22 protein-coding genes are annotated in these 22815 nt (G+C 65.1%); 14 read left to right on the plus strand and 8 right to left on the minus strand.

What is annotated here, in order from left to right; all coding sequences use genetic code 11:
- Positions 1-94: 94 nt before the first annotated feature.
- Entirely contained in the window at positions 95-262 is a 168-nt protein-coding gene (locus SCA01S_RS22595) for a hypothetical protein (protein WP_022676538.1), read from the plus strand.
- A 19-nt stretch (positions 263-281) separates the two neighbouring features.
- Here the strand turns inward: SCA01S_RS22595 and sppA are convergent, their stop codons facing one another.
- Complete coding sequence (sppA, locus tag SCA01S_RS15025; RefSeq protein ID WP_062786995.1) at positions 282-2171, minus strand: signal peptide peptidase SppA; 1890 nt, start codon at positions 2169-2171, stop codon at positions 282-284.
- Between the two features lie 84 nt (positions 2172-2255).
- Between sppA and SCA01S_RS15030 the strand changes: the two genes are divergently transcribed.
- The 3 genes from SCA01S_RS15030 (at position 2256) to galE (ending at position 5625) form a co-directional block, all read left to right on the plus strand.
- Positions 2256-3299: an aspartate carbamoyltransferase catalytic subunit gene (locus tag SCA01S_RS15030; protein ID WP_062786998.1), complete on the plus strand. Its 1044-nt coding sequence runs from the start codon at positions 2256-2258 to the stop codon at positions 3297-3299.
- The gene (locus SCA01S_RS15035; RefSeq protein WP_062787001.1) at positions 3296-4528 is read left to right on the plus strand and encodes a dihydroorotase; all 1233 of its coding nucleotides are present in this window, start codon (positions 3296-3298) and stop codon (positions 4526-4528) included. Before SCA01S_RS15030 ends, SCA01S_RS15035 begins: the two co-directional genes overlap by 4 nt.
- 83 nt (positions 4529-4611) lie before the next feature.
- Positions 4612-5625 carry a UDP-glucose 4-epimerase GalE gene (galE, locus tag SCA01S_RS15040; protein ID WP_054132278.1) on the plus strand — a complete coding sequence of 338 codons (1014 nt, stop codon included), beginning with the start codon at positions 4612-4614 and terminating at the stop codon, positions 5623-5625.
- Positions 5626-5652: 27 nt separating this feature from the next.
- Here the strand turns inward: galE and SCA01S_RS15045 are convergent, their stop codons facing one another.
- From SCA01S_RS15045 to SCA01S_RS15055, 3 genes are all read right to left on the minus strand, one after another.
- Positions 5653-5901 (minus strand): ribbon-helix-helix domain-containing protein, encoded by a 249-nt coding sequence (locus tag SCA01S_RS15045; RefSeq protein WP_028657920.1) that lies wholly within the window; start codon positions 5899-5901, stop codon positions 5653-5655.
- A gap of 43 nt (positions 5902-5944) precedes the next feature.
- Entirely contained in the window at positions 5945-6667 is a 723-nt protein-coding gene (phbB, locus tag SCA01S_RS15050) for an acetoacetyl-CoA reductase (RefSeq protein WP_062787004.1), read from the minus strand.
- Positions 6668-6963: 296 nt separating this feature from the next.
- A complete protein-coding gene (locus SCA01S_RS15055) occupies positions 6964-7758 on the minus strand; it encodes a hypothetical protein (RefSeq protein WP_231627743.1) in 795 nt (264 codons plus the stop codon).
- Between the two features lie 713 nt (positions 7759-8471).
- Between SCA01S_RS15055 and SCA01S_RS15060 the strand changes: the two genes are divergently transcribed.
- The 5 genes from SCA01S_RS15060 to SCA01S_RS15080 all read left to right on the plus strand — a co-directional run bounded on the left by SCA01S_RS15060 (position 8472) and on the right by SCA01S_RS15080 (position 14749).
- Positions 8472-8888 (plus strand): DUF3576 domain-containing protein, encoded by a 417-nt coding sequence (locus SCA01S_RS15060; RefSeq protein WP_369801301.1) that lies wholly within the window; start codon positions 8472-8474, stop codon positions 8886-8888.
- An 89-nt stretch (positions 8889-8977) separates the two neighbouring features.
- Complete coding sequence (gene leuS, locus SCA01S_RS15065) at positions 8978-11518, plus strand: leucine--tRNA ligase (protein WP_062787007.1); 2541 nt, start codon at positions 8978-8980, stop codon at positions 11516-11518.
- A 64-nt stretch (positions 11519-11582) separates the two neighbouring features.
- Positions 11583-12074 carry an LPS assembly lipoprotein LptE gene (lptE, locus tag SCA01S_RS15070; RefSeq protein ID WP_022676528.1) on the plus strand — a complete coding sequence of 164 codons (492 nt, stop codon included), beginning with the start codon at positions 11583-11585 and terminating at the stop codon, positions 12072-12074.
- A gap of 10 nt (positions 12075-12084) precedes the next feature.
- The gene (gene holA / locus SCA01S_RS15075) at positions 12085-13107 is read left to right on the plus strand and encodes a DNA polymerase III subunit delta (RefSeq protein WP_062787010.1); all 1023 of its coding nucleotides are present in this window, start codon (positions 12085-12087) and stop codon (positions 13105-13107) included.
- A gap of 220 nt (positions 13108-13327) precedes the next feature.
- The gene (locus SCA01S_RS15080) at positions 13328-14749 is read left to right on the plus strand and encodes an exopolysaccharide biosynthesis polyprenyl glycosylphosphotransferase (protein WP_233251058.1); all 1422 of its coding nucleotides are present in this window, start codon (positions 13328-13330) and stop codon (positions 14747-14749) included.
- A gap of 52 nt (positions 14750-14801) precedes the next feature.
- On the opposite strand, the gene SCA01S_RS15085 is transcribed toward SCA01S_RS15080, so the two are convergent.
- The gene (locus SCA01S_RS15085; protein ID WP_245652651.1) at positions 14802-15734 is read right to left on the minus strand and encodes an acyltransferase family protein; all 933 of its coding nucleotides are present in this window, start codon (positions 15732-15734) and stop codon (positions 14802-14804) included.
- A 53-nt stretch (positions 15735-15787) separates the two neighbouring features.
- Here SCA01S_RS15085 and SCA01S_RS22600 point away from each other — a divergent pair, with 53 nt between their 5' ends.
- The 5 genes from SCA01S_RS22600 (at position 15788) to SCA01S_RS15105 (ending at position 18924) form a co-directional block, all read left to right on the plus strand.
- Complete coding sequence (locus SCA01S_RS22600; RefSeq protein ID WP_167542912.1) at positions 15788-16063, plus strand: hypothetical protein; 276 nt, start codon at positions 15788-15790, stop codon at positions 16061-16063.
- Between the two features lie 230 nt (positions 16064-16293).
- Positions 16294-16566, plus strand: coding sequence for a hypothetical protein (locus SCA01S_RS15090; RefSeq protein ID WP_062787015.1), 273 nt, complete (start codon positions 16294-16296; stop codon positions 16564-16566).
- Positions 16567-16871: 305 nt separating this feature from the next.
- Positions 16872-17141 carry a hypothetical protein gene (locus tag SCA01S_RS15095; RefSeq protein WP_062787018.1) on the plus strand — a complete coding sequence of 90 codons (270 nt, stop codon included), beginning with the start codon at positions 16872-16874 and terminating at the stop codon, positions 17139-17141.
- 240 nt (positions 17142-17381) lie between these two features.
- Complete coding sequence (locus SCA01S_RS15100; RefSeq protein ID WP_062787020.1) at positions 17382-18677, plus strand: O-antigen ligase family protein; 1296 nt, start codon at positions 17382-17384, stop codon at positions 18675-18677.
- Positions 18610-18924 (plus strand): hypothetical protein, encoded by a 315-nt coding sequence (locus SCA01S_RS15105; protein ID WP_062787023.1) that lies wholly within the window; start codon positions 18610-18612, stop codon positions 18922-18924. The genes SCA01S_RS15100 and SCA01S_RS15105 overlap by 68 nt, the downstream gene beginning before the upstream one ends.
- 16 nt (positions 18925-18940) lie before the next feature.
- Here SCA01S_RS15105 and SCA01S_RS15110 read toward each other — a convergent pair whose 3' ends face one another.
- The 3 genes from SCA01S_RS15110 to SCA01S_RS15120 form a co-directional block, all read right to left on the minus strand.
- A complete protein-coding gene (locus SCA01S_RS15110) occupies positions 18941-19732 on the minus strand; it encodes a WecB/TagA/CpsF family glycosyltransferase (RefSeq protein ID WP_084391034.1) in 792 nt (263 codons plus the stop codon).
- A gap of 31 nt (positions 19733-19763) precedes the next feature.
- A complete protein-coding gene (locus SCA01S_RS15115; RefSeq protein ID WP_062787028.1) occupies positions 19764-20930 on the minus strand; it encodes a nucleotide sugar dehydrogenase in 1167 nt (388 codons plus the stop codon).
- A 203-nt stretch (positions 20931-21133) separates the two neighbouring features.
- Positions 21134-22624 carry a phosphomannomutase gene (locus SCA01S_RS15120; protein ID WP_062787030.1) on the minus strand — a complete coding sequence of 497 codons (1491 nt, stop codon included), beginning with the start codon at positions 22622-22624 and terminating at the stop codon, positions 21134-21136.
- Positions 22625-22815: the final 191 nt, after the last annotated feature.

Here is a 22815-nt window from a genome sequence, read left to right on the forward strand (position 1 = left end):
CAAGCACCCTGGCGCGCGGTTGCCCGTTCATGCCCGCGCGATTTTCGCGTGGCAAAGGTCCGGCAAAACAGACCGGTCGCAAGGAGCATCTGCCATGGCCAGCACACCCCCGCCCGATCGCATCGACCCGCAATCGCCGCCCGACGTTCCGCCGGCGATCACCCCGCAGGAAACCCCCGAACCGGCGCCCAGCGAAACCCCGCCGGTAACACCCGACCGGATCGACCCGATCAGCCCGGACGAATTCCCCGCGCCCGACTGACCGGCTTTCCAGCAGGCGTTCAGAGCAGCTTGCCCAGCAAGGCCAGCCATGACGCCTGCGCCACCAGGCCCTGGGCTGCGGGCGGCGGCGCCATGGCCGCGGTGCCGCCGCATTCCAGGCAATAGACTTGCGCACCTGCGGTGCTGTTGAGCCGGCCCAGATCGGCCAGCACGCGCCAACCCAGTGCCTGCTGCCGCTGGGCGAGCAGCCCGGTGACATCGCCCGCCGCGCGGCTATCGGTGCTGCCATCATCGCCCATCAGGCCCGACAGGAAGCCTTGCCAGCCCCCGGGATTGCTGCCCAAAAATTCGGCGTGCCAGCTTTCCGCCTTGGCGGCCTTGGCAGCCCAGGCCACGGCATCTTCCAGTTCACCGAACTGATCCACCAGGCCGATCTGGCGCGCGGTGCCGCCATCCCACACCCGGCCCTGCGCGATCTTGTCGATATCCTGCGGGCTCTTGTGCCGGGCATCGGCCACCAGGCGCAGGAACCGCGCATAATAGCTTTCAACCGACGCTTGCGAGAGCGCCTCGAACTGCGGGCTGAGGCCGCCAACCACATCGGGCTGGCCTGAAAGCGGCGTGGTGCGCACACCGTCAGCGGTGACGCCATAGCTTGCCAGCGTGTCCTCAAAACTCGGGATAACGGCAAAGACGCCGATCGAGCCGGTGATCGTCGCCGGTTCGGCAAACACCCGCTGCGCCGGGGTGGAAACCCAATAGCCCCCGCTTGCCGCGAGGTTGGCCATCGAGACCGCCACCGGCAGCCCCTTGGCGCGGGCCCGGGCAATCGCCGCACGGATGCGCTCTGCCGCCGTGACCGAGCCACCGGGCGAATCCACCCGCACCACCAGCGCGGCGTAGTTGCCGCTGGCCACGGCCTGGTCGATCAGGTTGGCAATGCGCGTGCCGCCAGCCGAGCCCGGCCCGGCATCGCCATCGACGATCGTGCCGGCCACCGTGACCACGGCAATCGCCTTGCCGGTCGTGGGCGCTGGCTTGTCGGCGAGATATTGCGCCAGGGTAGAGCCCTTGTAGCCGCCCTCGCCCGCCGCCGGATCATGGCCGACCAGGTCGCCCACGCGCTTGCCGAAGGCGATCTTGTCACCCACCTTGTCGACCAGCCCGGCCTTGACCGCGGCCTGGGCCATGTCGCCACCGCTCTGCGCCAGCCATTGCGCCGGATCACGCGTGACCAGATCGATATTGGCCTTGGGCCGCGCCTTGGTCACTTCCGCCTTCCAGGCCGACCATAGCGCGCCATAGATCGCCGACAGGTTTTCCTTAGCCTCGGGGGAGGCAGCGCTGCGGGCATAGGGTTCGACCGCAGACTTGTAGGTGCCCACCTTGAAGATGTGCGCCTTGACCTTGAAGCGATCCATCAAGGCCTTGTAATAGAGCTGCGAACCGCCCGGCCCGGTGACCACTGCCCCGCCGATCGGATCGACCCAGGCCTCGCTGGCGTGGGCCGCCAGCTGCACCGCATCGTCGGTATAGAGCAGCGCGCGCACCAGCACCGGCTTGTGCGCGGCGCGCACCTTGTCCATCGCCGCGCCGATTCGGCTCATGTGCACCTGACGGCCGCCGGTGAACTGCTCCAGATCGATCACCACGGCCTTGATGCGGCTGTCATCGGCCGCCGTCTCGATTGCGCGGGCCACGTCGCGGGCCTGGAATTCGTGGGCGGGCGCCTCTCCCGACAGCAGCAGCTGCGCCGGTGCCAGCGCGCTGCGTTCTTCCACCACGCTGCCGTCCAGCGTGATGGTCAGGGCGCCATCGCGGACCTGGCCGGGCGTGGGCCGCAGCGTCAGCGCGGCATAGAGCGCCCAGAAGAACAGCAGGAGGAACAGGAGGACAAGGCCATCCTTGATCGCGACGAGGACTTTCCAGACCGAGCGGGCAAATTTCATGGGGGATATCTAGCCACCCGGCGCGGCCCGCGCCAGTCGAAACACTTGTCGAGGCGGTCGCGCAGGTCTAGGGCGTGGTCTTCGATGCACCCATCGAGCCAATCCCCCTCGTCAGCCAGCCCGGCGCGCAGTTATCCTGCGGGCGGCCTTGCCTTTCCCCACCGCGATCTGACCGGAATCGGTCAGCTTGCCCGGCACGAGATCCTCTACCTGCTGGACGAGGCGGAGCAGTGGGTGGAACTCAACCGCCAGTCGCAAAAGCGGGCCGACCTGCTTTCGGGCCTGACCATCATCAACGCCTTTTTCGAAAACAGCACGCGCACACTGCTGTCGTTCGAAATCGCTGGCAAGCGGCTGGGCGCCGACGTGGTCAACATGCACGCGGCCACGTCCAGCGTGAAGAAGGGCGAAACGCTCATCGACACGGCGATGACGCTCAACGCGATGCGGGCCGACGCCATTGTCATCCGCCATGCCAGCTCGGGCGCGGTGCGGCTGATCGCCGAAAAGGTCGATTGCCCGGTGCTCAACGCTGGTGATGGCCAGCACGAACACCCCACCCAGGCGCTGCTCGATGCGCTGACCATCCGCCATGCGCTGGGCCTGCCCAAAGGCAGCGACTTGAACGGCCTGCGCGTGACGATCTGCGGCGATATCCTGCACAGCCGGGTGGCGCGGTCCAACATCCTGTCGCTGACCGCGCTGGGCTGCGAGGTGAGCGTTTGCGCCCCGCCCGCGCTGATGCCGGCGGAAATCGAGGTGATGGGCGTCAAGGTATTCCACGATTTCGACGCCGCGCTCAAAGGCGCGCAAGTGGTGATGATGCTGCGCCTGCAGATGGAGCGCATGCAGGGCCAGTTCATCCCCTCCCCGCGTGAATATCGCCACCTCTATGGCCTGTCGCTCGATCGCCTGGCCCAGGCCGAGGCGGGCGCGCTAGTCATGCATCCCGGGCCGATGAACCGGGGGATCGAAATCGACAGCCAGGTGGCCGATCATGTCGAACGCAGCCTGATCACCCGCCAGGTGGAAAGCGGCGTGGCGATCCGCATGGCCTGTCTGGAAGTGCTCACCCGGCGCGGCCGGCAATTGCCCGGCTGGGAACCGCTGGGCGGAGAAAACGCATGACGCCGCAATCCCTTGTCATCACCAATGGGCGCCTGGTCCTGCCCACAGGAGAGCCGGTGGCCGCCGATCTGCGCTGCCAGGGCGGACGGATCGTGGCACTGGGTGCCGATGCCGTGGCCCAGGATGGCGATGCCGTGTTCGATGCGCGCGGCGCCATGGTGACGCCAGGCCTGGTCGATCTGGGCGTGTTCGCGATCGACAAGCCGGCGTTTCATTTTGGCGGAATTACCCGCGCCGCGCTGATGCCCGATCAGGGCCCGCCGCTCGATCACCCGGCGCGGGTGCGGTTTGCCGCGCAATCGGGCAAGCCCGATTTCTGGGTCCACCCCCTCGCCGCCGCCACACGCGGGCTGGAAGGCGCGGAACTCGCCGAACTGGCGCTGATGCGTGATGCCGGGGCGCGCGCGGTCAGCACCGGTCGCCGCTGGATCGCCGATTCGGGCGTGATGCTGCGGCTCCTGTCCTACTGCGCGATGCTCGACCTTGTCGTGGTGACCCATGCCGAGGACGATGGCATCACCGGCCATGCCGTCGCCACCGCCGGCGAAGTGGCAACGCGGCTGGGCCTGCCCTCTGCCCCGGCCGAGGCAGAAAGCCTGGCTGTGGCGCGCGATATCGCGCTGGCCGAAATGACCGGCGCGCGGCTGCACATTCGCCAGGTCACCACCGCCAAGGCGCTCGATCTGGTGCGCGCCGCCAAGCTGCGCGGCGTGCAGGTGACGGCAGGCGTTACCCCGGCCCACTTCATGTTGTCGGACCTCGAACTGGTCGATTTCCGCACGTTTTGCCGCTTTTCCCCACCGCTGCGTGCCGATGCCGATCGCAAGGCCGTGATCGCGGCCATCGGCGATGGCACGATCGACGTGATCGCCTCGGGCCACGACCCGCGCGGGCCAGAAGACAAGCGCCTGCCCTTTGCCGATGCCGAGCCGGGGATGGCAGGCGCAGAAACCCTGCTGCCGCTCACGCTGACCCTGGTGCGCGACGGCGTGATCGACATGGCCCGCGCCTTTGCCCTGCTGGCCGGCAATCCCGCCGCGCTGCTCGGCGTCAACGCCGGGCGCCTGGCGGTGGGCGCAGAAGCCGATCTGGCCGTGATCCATCCCACCCGGCCCTGGGTGGTCAATTCCGACAAGATGGCCGCAAGCGCTGGCAACACCCCGTTCGACCGCCGCCCGGTCGAAGGGCGCGTGCTGGCGCTGTGGAAAGGCGGCGCCCGGATCGATTAGGGCGGCCGCACGCCCACAACTTTTGCATCTTCCTCTTTCATGGCCTCGGCAGCGGGGCTCCAGCGCCAGAAAAGGTTCGCATCATGTCGAAAGTTCCAGTCCTTGTTACCGGCGGCGCAGGCTATATCGGCAGCCACGCCGTGCTGGCCCTCAAGGATGCCGGCTGGCCGGTTACGGTGATCGACAATCTGGTAACCGGATTTCGCTTTGCCATTCCCGATGGCGTGGCGTTCTACCAGGGTGACATTGCCGACCAGGACCTGCTGGCCCGCATCATCGCCGAACAGAATATCGGCGCGATCATGCACTTCGCCGGCTCGATCATCGTGCCGGAATCCGTGAGCGATCCGCTCAAGTACTACCACAACAACACGGCCAAGACCCGCAGCCTGATCGAGGCGGCGGTGACCGGCGGCGTGAAGCATTTCATCTTCTCCTCCACCGCCGCCACCTATGGCGTGCCCGAAGTGTCGCCGGTGACCGAGGACAGCGCCAAGCAGCCGATCAATCCCTATGGCATGTCCAAGCTGATGAGCGAGATCATGCTGGCCGACACGGCGCGCGCGCATCCGCTCAACTTTTGCGTGCTGCGCTATTTCAACGTTGCCGGCGCCGATCCGCAGGCGCGCACCGGCCAGTCGACCGCCGGAGCCACGCATCTCATCAAGGTCGCGGTGGAAGCGGCCCTGGGCAAGCGTGAGAGCGTTGGCGTATTCGGCACCGACTTTGCCACGCCCGATGGCACCGGCGTGCGCGATTACATCCACGTCTCCGACCTTGCCAATGCGCATGTCCTGGCGCTCGATGCGCTGATCGCCGATCCGGCCCGCTCGCTTACCATGAACTGCGGCTATGGCCGGGGCTTCTCGGTGCTGGAGGTGCTCGACGCGGTGGACCGGGTGACCAACCGCAAGATCAACCGCGTGCTGCAGGGCCGCCGCGCCGGCGATCCCGACTCGCTGATTTCCGACAACAGCCGCATCAAGGCGACGCTGCCCTGGGTGCCGCGTTATGCCGATCTCGATACGATCATTGCCCATGCCATTGCCTGGGAACGCAAGCTGACCGAGATTCGCGGCGAAAACTCGGCCGGCTGACCGGAAACGTGGTGGAGCTGCGCGCGCTCAATCGCTGCGCGCAGCTGCCACGGCTTGCGCCGCCAGCCACAGGCGAATCGCCCCGGCGAGGCCGGGCGGCGTCGGGCTGGCGATGCGTTCGGCATCGATTCGCGCGACCAGCGCATTGAGCGGCAGGCCTTCGGCCTCTGCCGCGCGGCGCAGCCAATCCCAGAACAGCGGTTCCAGGCTGATCGAGGTCTTGTGCCCGGCGATTTCGACCGAGCGCTTGACCGGGGGATGATAGGGACTGGTCATGCCGCAGGTGACGGGCGGCACGCGCGGTGCCGCCCGCCAAACATCAGTACATGTGCTGGCCACCATTGATCGACATCGTCGATCCGGTAACGAAGCCGCCCTCTTCCGAAGTCAGGAAGGCAACGCCACGCGCGATTTCGCTGGCCTGGCCGAGGCGGCCGGTGGGAATGCGGGCAACGATCTTTTCCAGCACGGCGGGCGGCACCGCCGCGACCATGTCGGTATCGATATAGCCCGGCGCGATGGCATTGACCGTCACGCCATACTTGGCGCCTTCCTGGGCCAGGGCCTTGGTAAAGCCATGAATGCCGGATTTGGCTGCGGCATAGTTGACCTGGCCATACTGGCCGGCTTGGCCGTTGATCGAGCCGATGTTGACGATGCGGCCCCAACCGCGATCACGCATGCCCTGGAACGTGGCCTTCGCCATGTTGAAGCAACCGCCCAGGTTGATGCGCATGACCTCGTTCCAGTCATCGAAGCTCATCTTGTGCAGCACGCCATCGCGGGTGATGCCGGCGTTGTTGACCACGATATCGATCGCGCCCACTTCGGCCGCCACGCGGGCGCAGCCTTCCAGCGTCGCTTCGTGATCGCCCACGTCCCAACGGTAGGCCTTGATTCCGGTTCGTTCGGTAAAGGCCTTGGCCTTTTCCTCGTTGCCCGCATAGTTCGCAACGACGGTTCGTCCCTGTTCCTGCAAGGCAAGGCAGATCGCTTCGCCGATACCCCGGGTTCCGCCCGTTACGATGGCCACTCGCGTCATTCTTGTACTCCCGTACTTCACCAGCTTGGAGAGCGGCTAGGCTAGGGTGATGACACCCGCGCGACAAGCCGGCTTGCGTCCAAACCGATAAATTTCTTCGACGAATATCGATAAGCAATGGCGCAGGATTGAGGCAGTGATGCTGCGGCCGGAAAACGCAGCAAATGCGCCTGCTCGCCCCATGCGGACCGCGGCCACGCGCAGGATGGTGCTGGCGCAGCTTGCAACAAAAAGGCCCGCCGAAGCGAGCCTGTTGTTCCACCAAAATGGAGAAGATCGCGGGGGCAATGCGACGATCAGAAGCGGAACTGCGTTCCGAGGTAAACCGCCTGGCTGTCCTGGCGCGCATCGGTCAGCGGATGAAGGCGATCGCGGTCCGAGGAGTAGCGAACACCCGCAGTCACATCGAGATTGCGGGTCAGGCGATAGCTGCCGCCGAAATCGACCTGGTAATCGCCCTGGGTTTCCAGCGTGCGCGGGGCGCGACCAGCGCGCTCCTTCTCATCCAGCGCGATGCGCGGCGCGAGACGGCCAGTGCTGCCCGTGGTGGCAGCGGCCGACGGCGTGGCCACGGCAAAGTGATTGAGATCGGGCATGTCGAGGCGCTGCGTATCACGGTCGAAGCCATCGCCGGTGCCAAGGCCGCTGGTCACGGCAAAGCTTTGGTATCCGCGCGCCATGCCCAGGTTGAAGGCATTGGGCACGATGCGCAACGGGGTGCCGTTGCCGGCAGCGCCGCCGATGTTGCCGAGCACGCCACGCACCGAGATCGCCCGGGCAACTTCCGGGTTGACCCGCACCGCCACGGTGATGGCGCGATCCGCACGCGAATCTGCGCCGGCCGGGGTGAAGCGGAACATATGGCTGTTGCCAAGGCCACGCACGGTGATCGCGGCAGCCAGCTTGGGATCGCCCGAAGCCGGGGTGAACGAACCGATGCCGCCGCGCGCCGCCAGGCTGACCTGGGCAAGCGGCTTGAACGAGCCGGTGACGGCACTGCTGACCGTGGGGGCGATGACCAGGCCAGCGGCAATGCAGGTGGCGGCGAGCAGCGGCGCCCGCAGCGCGCGCGGCAGCACGGAACGGCGCAAGCCCTGCGCGTTCGCCTTTTTGCTGCCCCTGCCGCTCATGTTCCTGCCTGCTTCCTGTCTTTGGTCGTTGCGAATCACATTATGCATCATGCGATCGATGTGGCCGGCAAAACGACGCTAACATGACGAAGGCATGACACTCCACTTCGATGTACTCCTTCGCCCCGGTGATTTCCAGATTGGAAACGTCGGAACCGCCAAGGATTTCCCGCGCTGTGGCCAAGTAGTGACACCAATGCCGGACCACCTGCCCAAATGCCCCGGATTGCGGGCCAAAGTGCATCCACCCACACTTGCTGCAATCGGTTTTGGTTGCCCGGTCATTCACCACGCGTTCACCGCCGCAACCGCTTCAACCGTCAGTGCTCCACGCCCTTGTACGCCGGGGATTTGCCAGCTCAGATGAAACAATGCGCGTGTCCTGGCAACGCGGCTTGCCGGGCAGCGTACCAGGGTGATAGAGGCGTGGCCAAAGCAACCGTGCGAGGCCACGGAAAATTTTTCTCTGCCGTGCGCCAGCACGGTTTTATCATCGCCGCGGGGATGACCGCCGCTGCGCCAGACAGGACAGGATTGACGTGACGATCAGCGCCATCGCCCGCCACAACACCACCGCGGCCCCTGCCACTGCACCGGCTGATGCCGCCGGCCAGATCCGTGGCGCCAGCCGGACGATCGGCCGCGCGCTTGCCGTCGGCATCCTGGCCGTGGCGATTGCCGGCTGCGCAAGCCATGGCCACAAGAAGCTCGGCAAGCTCGAGCGCATGCGTACCGATATGGCGTCCAGCAAAGTGACCACGATCGGCGTGAATGCCTACCTGTGGCGCGCCACCCTCGATTCGCTGTCGTTCATGCCGCTGCTGCAGACCGACAGCAACGGCGGCGTGATTGTCACCGATTGGTACACCAGCCCACGCAACCCGGGCGAACGCATCAAGGTGACCGTGTCGATCCTCGACCAGGATCTGCGCGCCGACGCTCTGCGCGTCGCGGCGAGCCGCCAGGTCTCCCAGAACGGTGTGTGGGTCGATGCGCCGGTCCAGGCCGCCACCGTCCAGAAGCTGGAAGACGTCATCCTGACCAAGGCGCGCGACCTGCGCCGCCAGGCGCTGCCTTCGGGCATCAACTGACCGACCCCACCCGTATCGACCGAAACGGTGGCACGCCCGGCAGCGGCACGCGCTTGCGATAAGGCGTGCCGCTTCCTAAAGAGCGCGCCATGACTTCCGCCCCGTCTTCAGAACCCACCCGTTTCGATTCCGCAACCGCCGATCTGCGCTGGCAGAAGGCGTGGGACGATGCCCAGTCCTTCCGCGCCGACGATACGAGCGCGAAGCCGCGCAGCTATGTGCTCGAGATGTTCCCCTATCCGTCGGGGCGCATCCACATCGGCCACGTGCGCAACTATACCATGGGTGACGTGCTGGCGCGCTACAAGCGCATGATCGGGCACGAAGTCTTGCATCCCATGGGCTGGGACGCATTCGGCATGCCGGCGGAAAACGCCGCCATGGAAAAGGGCGTGCATCCGGGCGGCTGGACGCGCGAAAACATCGCCAACATGAAGGCGCAATTGAAGCGCCTGGGCTTCGCGCTCGACTGGAGCCGCGAAATCGCCACGTGCGAGCCGGAATATTACGGGCATGAACAGGCCCTGTTCCTCGATCTCTATGCGGCAGGCCTGGTCTATCGCAAGGAATCGGCGGTCAACTGGGACCCGATCGACCACACCGTGCTCGCCAACGAGCAGGTGATCGACGGGCGCGGCTGGCGCAGCGGCGCGCTGGTCGAAAAGCGCAAGCTCAACCAGTGGTTCCTGAAGATTACGGACTTCGCCGACGAACTGCTCGAAGGGCTGTCCACCCTCGACAAGTGGCCGGAAAAGGTGCGGCTGATGCAGGAAAACTGGATCGGCAAGAGCCAGGGCCTGCAATTCGCGTTCGACCTGTCGAACGGCGACAGCCTGGAGGTCTATACCACCCGCCCCGACACGATCTTTGGCGCCAGCTTCGTCGCCGTGGCCGCCGATCACCCGGTGGCGCAGGGTGTGGCCACCGGCAATCCCGCCGCGCAGGATTTCATCGCGCTGTGCAAGCAGGGCGGCACCACGGCGGCCGAGCTGGAAACGGCGGAAAAGCTGGGCTTTGACACCGGCATCACCGCGCGCCATCCGCTCACCGGGGCGGCGCTGCCGGTCTACATCGCCAACTTTGTGCTGATGGACTATGGCACCGGCGCGATCATGGCCGTGCCCGGGCACGACCAGCGCGACTTCGACTTCGCCACCAAGTATGGCCTGCCGATCCTGCGCGTGGTCGCCACCGATCCCGCCGACGCCGACAAGCCGTTTGGCGCCGAAGCCGAGGCCGGCGATGGCGTGCTGGTCAACTCGCAGTTCCTCGACGGGATGAGCGTGGCGCAGGCCAAGAAGGCCGTGATCGACCGCGCCCAGGGCGAAGGCTGGGGCCAGGGCCAGACTGTTTGGCGCTTGCGTGATTGGGGCGTGAGCCGCCAGCGCTATTGGGGCACGCCGATCCCGTTCGTGCACTGCGAAGTGTGCGGCGTGGTGCCGGTGCCCAAGAAGCAGCTGCCGGTCACCCTGCCCGAAGACGTGGATTTCTCGGTGCCGGGCAATCCGCTTGACCGCCATCCCACCTGGAAGCATGTGCCCTGCCCGCAGTGCGGCCACGCCGCGCGGCGCGAGACCGACACACTCGACACCTTCGTCGACAGTTCGTGGTATTTCCTGCGCTTTGCCAGCCAGCCGGCCGATCGCCCGTTCGATCCCGACGTGATCAAGCAGTGGCTGCCGGTGGAACAGTATATCGGCGGCATCGAGCATGCGATTCTGCACCTGCTCTATGCCCGGTTCTGGACGCGCGCCCTCGCCCGCATCGGCAAGATCGAGGTGACCGAGCCGTTCGGCAGCCTGTTTACCCAAGGCATGGTCACGCACGAGACCTATTCGCGCGTCGATCCCGCCAATGGCCAGCCGATCTGGTACGCACCGGGCGAGGTGGAGCGCACCGGCGACGGGGCAACGCTCAAGGCCGATGGCCAGCCGGTGGAAATCGGCCGCGTCATCAAGATGTCGAAGTCCAAGAAGAACGTGGTGGACCCCGACGATATCGTGGCCCGCTATGGCGCCGACGCGATCCGCTGGTTCATGCTGTCAGACAGCCCGCCCGAGCGTGACCTGCCTTGGTCGGAAGCCGGGATCGAGGGCTGCGCGCGCTTCGTGCAGCGGTTGTGGCGCCTGTTTGCCCAGGCCGATGCCAGCGCCACGGGCGAGGACAAGGCGCTCGATCGCAAGGTTCACCAGACGGTGCATGCCGTCGCGCTGGATATCGAGGCACTCGGCTTCAACAAGGCCGTTGCGCGCATCTATGAGCTGACCGGCGCCACCGAAAAGGCCGCGCCCTCGGCCAGCCGCACCCAGGCGATCCGCACGCTGCTGCTGCTGGTGGCGCCGATGATGCCGCATCTGGCCGAAGAAGCCTTTGCCACGCACGGCAGCGGCCTGGTGGCCGACGCCGCCTGGCCGACGGTCGATCCGGCCCTGCTGGTCGACGACGAAGTGACCGTCGCCGTTCAGGTCAAGGGGAAGCTGCGTGATACGCTGACCGTCGCCAAGGGTACCGCGCGCGAGGAACTGGAAGCCCTTGCGCTGGCATCCGACAAGGTGCAGCGTGCACTCGACGGGGCAGCTGTGAAGAAGGTGATCGTGGTGCCCGATCGATTGGTGAACCTTGTTGTCTAAGTCCCGCATCACGCTCTGTTTGGCCTTGTTCTGTCTGCCGCTGGCCGGCTGCGGGTTGCAGCCGATGTATGCCGGCGGCGGATCGGGCGCCGTGGCACGGGCGGTGTCTGCGGTGGACGTGGCGCCGATCGCCGGCAAGTCTGGCTGGCTGGTGCGCCACGCCCTCACCGACCGGCTGGGCAGCGGGGGCAAGCAGCCGCAGTACCGCCTCGACGTGCGCCTTGACGAAAAGCTTCAGGGCCTGGGCCAGCTGTCGGACGACACCATCACGCGCGAGAGGCGCACCATGCGTGCGCGCTATCAGCTGGTCGATCTGGGCAACGGGGCAATCGTGCTCGATGCCACGGCATCGGCCGACGCCGGGCTTGACGTGGTATCGAGCGAGTATTCCGTGATCGCGGCAGAACAGACCGCGCAGGAAAACCTCTCGCGCGAGATTGCCGACCAGATCATCACCCGCGTCGCCACCCGGCTGCGCGAAAAGACCCAGGGCACTGCGCCTGTCGCCGTGCCTGCCGCCCCCGCGCCTTCGCCCTCTCCTGCCCCCGGCCAATAGGCCGATCGCCGTGAAGGTTACGCAAAAGACCTTTGCCGGCGCGGCTGCCCGCGCCGCGCAGGATTGCCGGATTTTCTATTTCTGCGGCCCCGACGAAGCCGGGGCAGCCGATGCTGCCACTCGCATCGCCGGCCTCCTGGGCGAGGCGGAGCGGGTGGAACTGGCCGGGGCGGAACTGCGCCGCGATCCTGTACGCCTGGCCGACGAAGCGCGCTCGGTTTCCCTGTTTGGTGACCGCCGCCAGATCCATGTACGCACCGCCGGCGATGAAGTGTTCGATGCCGTCGAAACCCTGCTGGCTAGTCCGGTAGACGGCTGGCCGGTGCTGATCGTTGCCAGCGCGGCCACCGACAAGTCACGCGTGGCCAAGTTGCTGGGCGATCGCGGTGATGCCCTGGTCGGCATGTTCCATCCGCCCGATCTGCGTTCGGTCGTCGATGCCGTGCGCGACATGGCCGGCGCGGCCGGCTTGCGCATGACCGGAGACCTCGCCGAGCGCATCGCCCGCGCCACCGCGCTCGATACCCGGATGGCGCGCAGCGAGGTGGAAAAGCTTGCGCTCTATCTCGATGCCAGCCCGCAATCGCCGCGCACGGCCGACGCCGCCGCGCTTGATGCCATCGGCGCATCGACCGAAGACGATGGCATGATGCCGGTGGTCAATGCGGTGCTGTCTGGCGACAGCCGCCGAATCGGCTCCGAACTGGCGCGTGCGCGGGAAATGGGAATTAACCCCGTCGGTTTGCTGCTTGCGTTCGAACGACGGGCCGCACAATTGGCGCAACTTGCCGGGCGCATGGGAAGTCGCAGCGATATCAATAGTTTCCTGGAGCAGGAAATGGCTGCGCGGCGAGTCTTCTTTCGGGACAAGCCCGATCTGGCAAATCAGCTCAAGCGCTGGCGGGGCCGCCGCCTGGAGCGACTTCTGCAACGACTTATTTCGTTACATCGCAGTTTGTTGGCCGATAGCCGCAACGCCGATCTGGCACTTTGGCAGGCCCTGGCGGAAATTGCGCGGGCTGCAGCACGCTAGGCACGGCCGATCGCTGCCGTAGTGCATGCTGCGGAACCATGCTAAGCATAGATACTTGCCATTATGGGGCAAGCATGTAGATATTGCAGCGCAACAAAGACCTGTTCGGGCGCAGCGGCGGCCACAAGTCGACCGGATGGGGCACGATTCGCCTTACCTGCGCCCTAAAACGAAGGCTGCTTCATTGCGGCACCGGCATCGAAGGACAGTGAGAGCGGCAATGACCACGCTAGATCTCCCGGCCCAGACGGCCCAAGCCAAGCAGAGTGAGCAGCGTTCGACTAGCGCCGCGCGCCTCAAGCTACCGCTTGCCGCTTCGCTCGAACATCGCCGCCTGCAGTGCTACATGATGCTGATCCTGCTCGACGTGCTGATGATCATCGTCGCCATGCTGGGCGCCAGCGAAGCGCAATATGGCATGACGCCTGCTTCGCAGCTGCGGCAATTGGCGTTGCTGGTGCCGTTCTACGTGATCGCCGCACTGGCCTTCAACGCCTACTCGCTATCCGCACTCACATCGTCGCGCTTCAGCCGGCATCGGGCCTTTGCCTCGCTGCTCGCCGCCTTCACGATGCTGATCTTCATCGCCTTTTTCGCCAAGGTTTCCGACCAGATCTCGCGCGTGTCGACCGGCGCCAGTTTCCTGGCCTGCGCCATCACGTTGATCCTGGCGCGTACCGCGGTGCAGCCGCTGATCCGCAAGATGTGCGGCCCCACGGCGCAGAACGTTCTCATCCTCGATGATGGCGGGCTGCCGGTGCGCATTCCCCACGCCTGGCATATCGATGCCCGTCAGCACCGCCTGGTGCCCAATCGCAACGATCCGCACATGCTCGACCGCCTCGCCATGTTCATGACCAACATGGATCGCGTGCTGGTCAGCTGCCCGCCGGAGCGGCAGATGGAATGGGCCATGGTGCTCAAGGGCGCCAACATCACCGGCGAATTGATCGATGAAACGGTGGTGGCGATGGGCGTGCTTGGCGCGCGCCGGGTCAACGATACCGGCTCGCTGGTGGTCTCGGCCGGGCCGCTAGGCATGCGCGGCCGCGCGGCCAAGCGCGCAATGGACCTGGCCATTGCTGGGTCGGCGGTCATGTTCCTCGCGCCGCTGCTGTTGACCGTGGCCTTGCTGGTCTATCTCGAAGATCGCGGCCCGATCTTTTTCAAGCAACAGCGCCAGGGCCGCAACAACCGGCTGTTCTGGATCTACAAGTTTCGCTCGATGCGCGTGGCGCAGCTCGATTCGGCCGGTGCCCGCTCGGCCAGCAAGGACGATGATCGGATCACCCGCATCGGCCGCCTGATCCGCCGCACCAGCATCGATGAACTTCCCCAATTGCTCAATGTGCTGCGCGGCGACATGAGCATCGTCGGCCCACGCCCGCACGCGCTGGGCTCGCTGGCCGGCACCAAGCGCTTCTGGGAAGTCGATCCGCGCTACAACCAGCGCCACTCGCTCAAGCCCGGCCTGACCGGCCTCGCCCAGGTTCGCGGCTTTCGCGGCGCCACCGACACCGAAGCCGATCTGTCAGGCCGCTTGCAGGCCGATCTGGAGTACCTTGATGGCTGGACGATCTGGCGCGATGTCCAGATCATGTTCGCTACGTTCACCGTGCTGATCCACGACCGGGCGTTCTGAGGCTCATACCCCCAGGCAGATGCGCCGCATTGCGCATCTGCCGCCGCAAAACTCAGCTTACTGAGACAGCCGCCGCCTTAAGTCGCGGAACGCCCAGATAGGGGCACGCCCACGGCACGACCCGCTGCGCGACGAGCGCAAAGGCCACTGGCACCGCTACAGCCAGCAGCGTCACAGCAAACTGGTTCTGCAATCCCGCCGCGTTCAGCGCGAAATGAACTGCCTGGTGCAGGAAAAGGATCGGCAAGGTCAGCCGTCCAATGGTTGCAAAGCCGGTCAACAACACATCGACGCGCGCGATCCCCCGGGCCAGCACAAAAACAAGCTGACTGCCGGCGATTGCCAGCATAATGCCGAAGACCGGCAAGCCCAATTGGCCCTGCTTGAGATCCAACGCAAAGTTCTGGTGCGCCGTCATTTGATCAACCGCCGCCGCGGCAAGAATCACCAGCAGCGACAGGATCGTGAGCAACCGGGCCTGGCTGGTCCATGGCATGACCCGCCCGATCCAGATGAACAGCAGCACGGCGGGCACAGAAAGCAGGCCGAGCGGCAAAGGCCCGGCAACAGGCAGGCTGGAAATACCCTGCGCGATGGCGAACACTACCACGAAAGCGCCGAAGAATTTCCAGGAGCGCTCTGCCCCGAGGCCGTTTTTGAACATCATGTAGATGACCAGGGCGATGTAGGCGGCGGTCAGATACCAGAACGGGCCAACCACGCCGGCGAGATAGTTTCCGCCCAGCACCAGGTTTTTCACGAATTCCATGCCTTCATGAGGCGATTTGTGGAAGGTCTTCAGGGCATACGGGCTACCGACCAGTATAAGGTAGGTGAGGTAGGGAACAAGGAACGTATGCGCGCGGCTACGGGCGATTTCCTGCCAAGGCTGGTCTTTCATTACCATTGACGTCAAGAAGACGAAAAACGGCATGTGGAAGGTAAATATTGCATAGCTGACAGGGATATTGCCAACGTAAGTCATCACATGCCCGGCAACCACCAATATTATGCCGATCCCCCGGGCACAATCAATCCATGCTACTCGGCCGTGCATCGCGCATTTCCCCTCGTCACGTGGTCGTGACCTTAGGCGGCGCGGACACATTCCACAACGCCACGGTTGCCAGGAAGCTGCCAAGCGGCACCCTGACACTCGCTTCTCAGCAAAGCCAATCTTTGTATCGAAGCAAAGCAACGGCGATCGGCACCGTTGAGGTCACCCCTTCCCGGCTGGTTACCCGCATCAGAAAAGCGGGTGTGTTCTCGCAGTTGCAAAATCACGTCGGGCACCAAACCCTGGCGGCAGGGTAACTTTAGCAGACACGTCATCACGCCATGCGCCAGGCGATTCGCGCCTGCGCGTCGTTTTTTAACGTCAAATTATCCACGTGGACGGGGCAAAATGCCCAGAAGCGTTGGAACCAATTCAAAACCATGGCGTTTTTGCCAACGCTCGGGAAATGCTGCAGCGCAAATAAGGTTCTTGCGGGTGTGGCCAGATTACGGTATTTTTACATAGTATTTTTCACATAGGGGTACTTATGAAGCTCTCCGGCATTGTTGGCACCCTGGTTGCCAGTTCCATCCTCCTCACCGCGCCCGCTTACGCGGAAAGCGTCCGCGCTGCCTCGCCGGCTTCGGTCCAGCCCGTGCGCGCCAAGCTGCTCAAGCGCAGCGCGCAGAACGTGGCCACCACCAGCAACGATGCCGACACTCTGCTGGGCTTGCTCGTGGCCGTGCCGATCGTTGCCACCGCCGTGGTTATCGGCGTGAAGAAGAAGGACAGCCCGGTTCCGATTTCGCCGGGCGTCTGATCGCTTCCTTTCGATTGGTGCTTCAAGGCCCGCCGTATTCACTTACGGCGGGCTTTTTGGTGGGTGTTCGGAAACTTGCAAGGCGGGATTGCGGCACCCTTCTGGCGCCCTGGCGGCATGTAAAGACGTTGGCGAATAGTACGCCAATTGTGCTTTTCTGGTATCAGGCACGGGCAGCAAGCGCTTGCTGCCTGCATCATCATGCCGCTGGGAACGCACACTTTGCGGCACTGCAAAATAAAATCTTGCCCGAAATACGTAGATACACTAGAACGGCAGGGTAAGCCGATTCTGGAGTTGAGACCATGAACATCATGAAGATCGCCGCCATCGGCGCCGTTGCGAGCATGCTCGTAGCTGGAACCGCACAGGCCGCCGCCACCCGCCCGGTCGCCCCGGTTGCCGCCGTGACCGCCAAGAAGCTGGCCCGCTCGTCGGCTCCGGTTGCCGGTCAGGCCAAGGACGTTGATGGCGTTGTCGTGGGCCTCGCTGCCCTCGCCGCTTTCGGCGTTGGCACCTACGAAATCGTCAAGAAGGATAACAATCCGACTCCGACCGTTTCGACCGGTTCCTGATCGCCGACGGACAGTTAGAAAAAGGACCTGCAGGCCTCTGGCTTGCAGGTCCTTTTTTTTGACCTGAGGCGGCCAGCGAGGTAGGTCGTTACGCCTTGGCAAAAGCCTCTTTGCCGGTATGCACCGCGCCGGCATGACATAGCGACGAGTGGCACCTTGGCGAACAGCGCACCTTCCGACGGCATCGACAATTCTTCCCGGCGATCGTCGCGCCGGCGCCGCTCCTCCTCATCCAATCCCTTGACCACCGCCAATGCCGACATCTCCGGCCAGCGCGGCCGCCGCCGCCGCTCGCGGCATCGCGGGGAAAGCAAGGCACCGGCGCTGATGCCGCCGCGCTATCGCCTGACGCATGTGGGCCTGCCGCAGACCGGCGTCCTGGTGATCATCGGTGCGCTTGTCGCTGCGCTGTTCCTGGGTGGGGGTGGCACCACCAACCCTGACTCCGAAACGGCGCTGCAGGTGATCGTGGCGCTCACGATCGCGCTGCAACTGCTCTGGCCCCGCCTACAGACCGGGCTGGGGCCCGTGCCCAGATCTGCCTGGGCCATTGCGGCGCTGGTCATCGTCATTCCGGTTGCGCAGCTGATCCCCCTGCCCCCGTCGCTGTGGCATGCCCTGCCCGGCCGCGACGTAGAAGTGGCAGCGCTCAGCCTGATCGGCGCGGCCGACCGCTGGATGCCGTGGAGCATGGCTCCCGGCCGCACGTTCATTTCGCTGCTGGCAACGGTTATCCCGCTAGTGCTCCTCTTGGTCGTCAGCCGTACCGATCTGGCTGGCAGGATGTGGATCTGCGCCACGATCGTGCTGTTCGCGCTGCTGTCGATCCCGCTTGGCACCTTGCAGATTTCGCGGGCCGGCGGCCACAACTGGACGCTCTACGCCTATTCGCACACCGGCGTCATCGTCGGCTTCCAGGCCAACCACAATGCCGAGGCAGACGTGCTGGCGATTGCCCTGCTCGCTGCCGGCGTGCTGGCTTGCGGGTGGGTCGACAAGGTGCGCAACCGCACGGCGTTCTGGTGCGCCACGGGCCTTACCGCAGCCATCCTGGCTATTACCGCGCTGCTGACCGGTTCGCGTACCGGCATCGTGCTCTTGCCGGTGGCCGTGATTGGTTGCCTGGCCATGCTGTGGCCAGTCATGCGCCAGCATATGTCGGCAGGCCGGCTCTGGCTGATGCTGCTCGGCGGCGCTGCGGTTGCCGCCTTGGCGCTGCTTAGCGGCCTTCGATCGATCGACCGCATTCTCGCTCGTTTTTCAAACCTCAAGGACGCGCGATCCGACATCTGGAAAGACACGGTCGAGGCAATCGGCACGATCTGGCCAGCTGGCAGCGGTGTGGGCAGCTTCCCACCGATCTTCAACGCGCATGAGCGCCTGGAAGTGGTGACCAACACCTTTGCCGGCCGCGCACACAACGATTGGCTGGAATGGACGCTCCGAGGGCGGCCTGCCCGGCCTTGTCGTGCTGGCGGCGCTGCTGGGTCTGCTGATCTGGCTGCTGTGGCGGCGCATCGTTGCCGAACGCAGTGACCAGGCCACGCTGCTCTCGCGGGCGCAGGCAGTGTTCGCGTGCGGCGTGCTGGTGATCCTGGGCGCGCACGGCCTCGACGATTTCCCGTTCCGCTCGATGGCGCTGGCCTCGCTGGCCGCCGTGGCTGCTGCAATGCTGCTGGTGCCCTATCGCCAGGCAACGCAACCCCTGGCCATGCCCCGCCCCGATACCGAGCCCGACGCCGATACGGCCGCGGCGACGGGGATTGTCGCCGAATTGGCGTGAGCCCGCAATCGGCGGGTCAGGTGCGCGGCGGTACGATCGGAGCCAGCCGCCGGCCCGCCAGGATGCCGGCAAGGAACAGAGCGTCGCCGGCATAGCGCGGCACCAGGCGGCGCGGCTCGCTGAGCATGCGATGCAGCCATTCCAGGCTCATGCGTTGCACCCAGCGCGGCGCGCGCGACTTGCGCTGCGACGAGAAATCGAGCGCGGCGCCCACGCAGAAGATGTGCGCCGGGGGTAGTTCGGCAAAATGGCGGGCCACCCACAGTTCCGATTTGGGCGCCCCCACGCCCATGAACAGATGCGTGGTACCCAGCGCGGCGATCTGCGCCACCAGGTTGGCACTATACGCCGCGTCACGCTCAAAGCCGTAGGGTGGGCTATCCTGGCCGATGGCATCGGCAGCAAATCCACGCGCCACCAGTTGTGCCGCCAGGGCCTGCGCCGCTTCTGGCGCGCTGGCGACGAAGAACGGCCGATCGATCCCCGGGCGCAACTTGTCGAGCAGCGCGGGAAACAGATCGGCACCGGTCACCACCGGCACGTCGTGCCGCGTCTGCAGACGCACCAGCATGCGGATGGGCCGGCCATCGACGGTCACAACCGCCGCCTTGCCATAGGCCTCCTGAAACAGGGCGTTGGTTTGCAGCAGGCGCAAGTGGTTGACGTTGCAGGTGCAATAGAGCTGCGGCGTAGCGGCCTGCTGCAGCGCGCGCTCGACCAGCTGGTCCAGGGTGGCGCAATCGAATGCCAGCCCATAGCGGGAAAACAGGATGGCATCGCGCTGCCCAGCCATGCTCGATGTGGTCATGCTTCCCCCCTGCAACAGGCCACGCTCCTGCTCAGTCCGAACCGAACAGGTCACGGGTGAAGACCTTGTCCTTCACGTCCTCGATCTGTGCGGTCATGCGGTTGGCGATGATCACGTCGCATTCGGCCTTAAACGCAGCAAGATCACGCACCACGCGCGAACCAAAGAACTGGTCCTGCGGCAGGGCCGGTTCATAGATCACCACTTCAATGCCCTTGGCCTTGATCCGCTTCATGATCCCCTGGATCGAGGATTGGCGGAAATTGTCGGACCCAGCCTTCATCACCAGGCGGAACACGCCCACCTTGCGCGGCCCGCGCGCGATGATCTGGTCGGCCAGGAAATCCTTTCGGGTGCGATTGGCGTCAACGATCGCGCGGATCAGGTTCTGCGGCACTTCGAAATAGTTGGCCAGCAGCTGCTTGGTATCCTTGGGCAGGCAATAGCCGCCATAACCAAAGCTGGGGTTGTTGTAATGCAGCCCGATGCGCGGATCGAGGCCGACGCCGCGAATGATCTGCCGCGTATCCATGTCGCCGGCGATGGCATAGCTGTCGAGTTCGTTGAAGAACGCCACGCGCATGGCGAGATAGGTGTTGGCGAACAGCTTGATCGCCTCGGCCTCGCGCGGGCCGGTGAACAGTACTTCAACGTCCTTTTTTACCGCGCCTTCGCGCAGCAGCTCGGCAAAGACCCGGGCGCGCTCGGATTCCTCGCCCACGATGATACGCGAGGGGTGGAGATTGTCGTACAGCGCGCGGCCTTCGCGCAGGAATTCCGGGCTGAAGATAACCTGGTCGGTTCCCAACCGGGCGCGCACCTCGTTGACGAAGCCAACCGGGATGGTGGACTTGATCACGATCACCGCGGCCGGATTGGCATCGCGCACCATCTTGATCACTTCCTCTACCGAGGAGGTATCGAACTTGTTGGTGTCAGCATCGTAATTGGTCGGTGTGGCGACAATGACATAGTCGACACCATCGAGCGCCTCGGCCGCATCGACCGTGGCCGTGAGGCGAAGCGGACGCGTCGCCAGGAAATCTTCCAGCTCGGCATCCACGATCGGCGCCTTGCGCTGATTGACCAGCGCCACCCGTTCCGCAGAAATATCGACAGCAACCACGTCATGGTGCTGTGCCAGCAGGACAGCATTGGACAGCCCGACATAACCGAGCCCAAAAACGGCGATTTTCATCCAGCAATACTCACATCAGGCCTTGAAAATGCCGCAGATGCGACCGCAGCATGGCATTAACCATACCAAGCATGGCCGACCGCTTCTTGGCAGCATTCAGGCCATGCTCGGGTCCGATAGCGTTGGCTGCGAGTATTCGGCTTTGCGCGGCCACAGTCAATCCATTTATGCTGCAACTGCACAAAGCCGGCCCGCAGGCCCTGTCACTGCTGGCTAGCGAGCTTCTGCACCAGTTGCATCGCTGCGCTGCTCAGGCTGACGGCCCGCTCGGCGCTGGCGCTTTCGGTGTAGACCCGCAGTTCCGGCGCATTGCCGCTCGGACGCAGGTGGATCACGTCGCCCTCGGCAAAGGTGGTGCGCAGGCCGTCGGTCTTGTCGAACGCGCTCGCCTTCCCGGCGAGGCCGCCAAAGGTTTCCGACAGGCGCACGAGCACGTCGGCATCGCTGCCTTCTTCCAGCCCGGAAATCAGCGCCTGGCTCTGGCTGGTGGGAATGTTCTGCAAACGCTCGCTGAAGGTAAAGCGGGCGGGCAGCGTGGCTTGCAGGGCCGTAAGCGCAAGGCCCTTGGCTCGCGCATCGACCAGCACCGCCACCATCGGCAAGACAGCGTCGCGCGTAGGCAGGGCGCCCAGCGTGCGGCCATGGGCCAAGATCGGGCTACCCAGGATGAAGCCGCCATTGGCTTCATAGCCACAGGCAACCGCCCCTTGCGCCAGGAGATCGTTCATCGCCGCGATGACGAACGGCGAGCCGATCCGCGTGCGCGCGATCGCCGCAAACTGGCCCGAGAGTTCCAGCGCGGAGTTAGAGCTGACCGGCGTGGCGACCCCGGTAACGCCGAGCGCCTGCGCACAGAGGATGCCCAGCACGTCACCGCGCATCCACTGGCCGGTTTCATCAGCCAGCAGCGGGCGATCGGAATCGCCATCGGTCGAAAGAACCGCATCGAGGCCGCGTTCGGCCGCCCATTGCCGGCCAAGCTCCTGGTCCTCCGGCCGTACGGCCTCGGTATCGACGGGGATGAAGCGTTCCGACCGGCCGAGAGGCACGGCGTCCCCGCCCAGCCCCGACACGATCGCCACCAGCAGATCGCGGCCAACCGCAGAATGCTGATAGATCCCGAGCTTCAGACCCTTGAGCGCCTCGGGCCCGAAGAAATCGACATAGCGGGCAACGTAGGGCGCCGCCGCGTCGATCGCCCCTTGCCCTTCTGGCGCCTGCCGCAGCATGTCATCCGCGTCGAAGATATCGGGCACGACCACGTCCTGGCTGCGGATGGCTGCCTCGTCGGGCTTGAGCACCTCGCCATCGGCGCGGTTGAACTTGATGCCGTTGCGGTCGTCAGGGATGTGGCTGCCGGTCACCATCAGCGAAGGAATGCCCTGGGCAAAGCCATGCAGCGCCACGGCCGGAGACGGCACGAAGCCGCAGTCCTGTACCTCGCCGCCCATATGCACGATCGCCGCGGCGCAGGCGGCCATGATGCGGGGGGAAGAGGGCCGCAGATCGCCGGCAATCGCCACGGCGCCGCCAGGGGCGAACTGGCCGACCTCTGCCATATGCTGAAGAAAAGCGCAGGTGTAGGTGAAGCAGACCTTGTCGGTCATGGCCGTAACCAGGCCGCGCGCCCCGCTGGTACCGAACGCAACGCCCGAACTGGCCATCAGGGCGGAAACCGAAAGTGTCTGCGTCATAGGTCCTTGTCACTCCACTGGCATTGCGTCGCGGCCACGGTGCTGGCCCATGGCGACGGGCATCGGCATATCAATATGACGTTACAACGATGCAACGCGGGAAAGGTCCACTCGCCGGCTGCGCGATCCTGGCGCAAGCCACCGCCCCTGCCCGCGCCTGTTGCCTGACTGCTATTTCGCATCTGCAAATT

Source organism: Novosphingobium capsulatum NBRC 12533 (assembly GCF_001598375.1).
Classification (GTDB): domain Bacteria; phylum Pseudomonadota; class Alphaproteobacteria; order Sphingomonadales; family Sphingomonadaceae; genus Novosphingobium; species Novosphingobium capsulatum.